Source organism: Halorubrum sp. AJ67 (assembly GCF_000513435.1).
This window is the reverse complement of the sequence record NZ_CBVY010000006.1, coordinates 38468-41203: the sequence shown is the minus strand read 5'-3', so window position 1 is coordinate 41203 and position 2736 is coordinate 38468. Positions and strand designations below refer to the sequence as shown.

Annotated in this window: 4 protein-coding genes; 2 read left to right on the top strand and 2 right to left on the bottom strand. The window is 65.8% G+C overall.

What is annotated here, in order from left to right:
* Together BN903_RS07400 and BN903_RS07395 are read right to left on the bottom strand one after the other, a co-directional pair.
* A partial coding sequence (locus BN903_RS07400) for a hypothetical protein (RefSeq protein ID WP_048077141.1) occupies nt 1-200 on the bottom strand: 200 nt, incomplete at its 3' end.
* Between the two features lie 118 nt (nt 201-318).
* Nucleotides 319-732: a hypothetical protein gene (locus BN903_RS07395; RefSeq protein ID WP_048077140.1), complete on the bottom strand. Its 414-nt coding sequence runs from the start codon at nt 730-732 to the stop codon at nt 319-321.
* 203 nt (nt 733-935) lie between these two features.
* Between BN903_RS07395 and BN903_RS07390 the strand changes: the two genes are divergently transcribed.
* Both BN903_RS07390 and BN903_RS07385 read left to right on the top strand, forming a co-directional pair.
* The gene (locus BN903_RS07390) at nt 936-1817 is read left to right on the top strand and encodes a methyl-accepting chemotaxis protein (protein WP_048077139.1); all 882 of its coding nucleotides are present in this window, start codon (nt 936-938) and stop codon (nt 1815-1817) included.
* A 121-nt stretch (nt 1818-1938) separates the two neighbouring features.
* On the top strand, nt 1939-2736 hold the full coding sequence (locus BN903_RS07385) for a ZIP family metal transporter (protein WP_048077138.1): 798 nt from the start codon (nt 1939-1941) through the stop codon (nt 2734-2736).

Here is a 2736-nt window from a genome sequence, read left to right as displayed (position 1 = left end):
AGCTCCGAGAGCGGCACGCCCGCCATCGGGTACGACGAGCCGTGCGAGGACTTCTGCGAGATCGAGAGATCCAGCTCGTCGGCGACCAGTTCGGCGTCGTCCGCGAAGAACTCGTAGAAGTCGCCGCACTGCATCGCGAGAACGTCCGCGTCCGTCTCCGCCTTGAGATCGAGGAACTCCCCGACGATCCCCGTTGCCATATGTCCGTACTCCCGCCGTGTGAGGGTAAAACCCTGCGGGTCGACGGACGGAGCGTGGCAGCGGTCGCGTCGCCGCGAAAAGGGAGAGGGGGATCCGCGTCTCAGCCGTCAGCTCAGCCTACTGGTCGGCCAGCCACTCCTTCGCCTTCTCGTTGCTCGCGAACGCACGGAACTCGAAGTCTGGGTCGAGCGCGCTGAGCTGCTCTTCGACCTCCTCCATCTCCATGCTGGCGATGGCGGAGTCGGGGTAGACGCCGGCACCGCGCCGGACGCCCTCGTCGATCAGGTTCGGGACCCACTCCTCGGCCAGCCACCGCTTGTCGGCGTCGTCGTGGGCGGTCACGCCCTCCGTGTTGACGATGTACGTGTCCGCGCCGCGCTCCGCGACGAACTCCTCCCAGCGCCGCGCGTTCTCCCGGAACGTCTCGCCCGCGACGTAGTCGTTCCACGTGAACACGGGGACGCCGACTTCGTCGTCCCACTCGATGGTCTGAACGTCGGTGTCCTCGATTACTGTCGTCGATCGTGGCATGTAATCACGTACTTCGTTCTTGCTGAAAAGACTACGCCCCCAGATATCAGTTAGAGTAATCTACGGGGCATTCAGGAAATTGAATCCACTTACCGCCGTTTTACTGTTTCCTACAGGTGTTTCCTCTCTAGTGCGGTCAGGACAGTTATCTCTTCTAGTAATTTCAGCGCCAAGTTAACAATCGTCTTGTGAAAGTTTTTCGCATGGCTACGAGTTCGGAAGACCCCGGACCGGACGGACGGATCGGATCGGACGTTCAGGCGGAGATCGCCGAGACCGTCGAACAGCTCCTGCGGATCTCGCAGATCGTCTCGAAGGGGTCCGACGAGGTGACCGACCTGACCAACGAACAGTCCGCGTCGATGCGGGAGATCTCCGAAGAGGTGTCGGACCTGTCGGCGACCGTCGAGGAGATCGCCGCCACCGCCGACGAGGTCAAGTCGGTGAGCGACGACGCGCGGGCGCTGGCCGACGAGGGCTGTGACGTCGCAGAGGAGGCCATCGACGCGATGGAGACGGTCGAGTCGGCGACCGACGGCGTCTCGGAGACCGTCTCCGGGCTCGAAGAGCGCGTCGGGCAGATCGACCAGATCGTCGACGTGATCGACGACATCGCCGACCAGACGAACATGCTCGCGCTGAACGCGTCGATCGAGGCCGCGCGCGCCGGGGAGGCGGGCGACGGCTTCGCGGTCGTCGCCGAGGAGGTGAAGAGCCTCGCCGAGGAGTCCCAGCGGAACGCCGAGGACATCGAGGAGCTCGTCGACGAGATCAAGTCGGACACCCACGAGACGAGCGACCGGATCGACGCCGCGAGCGAGGAGATCCGGACGGGCATCGATCGCGTCGACGAGACCGTCGAGATGCTCCACGACATCGACGACGCCGTCACCGAGGCGAGCCACGGCGTCAGCGAGGTCGCGGAGGCGACCGACCAGCAGGCCGCCTCCACCGAGGAGGTGTCGGCGATGATCGACGACGCGGCCGACACCGCCGACGAGGTGGCCACCGAGGCGGAGCGGATTCAGGCGGCGAACGACGAACAGACCAAGAAGATCCGGGATCTGGACGGGCTCGTCGACTGACCGCCGCGCCGGGCGGAACCGGGACGCCCCCGCGGCCGGACATCGCTACGGTCGGGGGTTCTCAGGATGGGACGCTGCCCGCCGGGGTTATGTGCGACACCGCCGAACTCTCACGCGACCGATGGTCGCGCTCGACGCCTACCTCTTCGTCTTCGTCGCCGGGCTGATCACGGCGCTGGCGACGGGCGTCGGCGCGCTGCCGTTCTTCTTCTTCGAGACGATCAGCGACCGCGGGAACGTGGCGCTGTGGGGGTTCGCGTCGGGGATCATGATCTCCGCGTCGCTGTTCGGTCTCGTTCAGGAGGGGCTGGCGGAGGGAACGCCGGTGGAGATCGCGGTCGGGATGCTCGCGGGCGTCGTCCTCGTCGTCGTGGCACACGACGTGCTGACCGACGCCGAGATCGACCCGCAGGAGTACGCCGAGGCGGACTTCAAGAAGCTAATCTTGATCCTCGGCGTATTAACGGTCCACAGCTTCCCGGAGGGGATCGCGGTCGGCGTCTCCTTCGCGGACCTCGGACTGGAGGGCGGGACGGTGCTGTTCGGCTTCACGGTACCGCTGTTGGCGGTGTTCATGACCCTCGCCATCTCGATCCACAACGTCCCCGAGGGGACCGCAATCTCGATCCCGCTGCGGGCGATGGGCGTCTCGAAGTGGAAGATGGTGTGGTGGGCCGTCTTCTCCAGCCTGCCGCAGCCGATCGGGGCCGTGGTCGCGTTCGCGTTCGTGCGGTACGCCCGCGCGTTCCTCCCGTACGGTTTCGGTTTCGCCGCCGGAGCGATGATCTACCTCGTCCTCTCGGAGTTCGTCCCCGAGGCGCTCGAAACCGGTGCCGACCTCCCACGCGGCGGGAAGCCGATCCTCGTCGGCGGGATGGCGCTCGGCGTCGCGCTCATGGTCCCGCTGGCATATTTATAA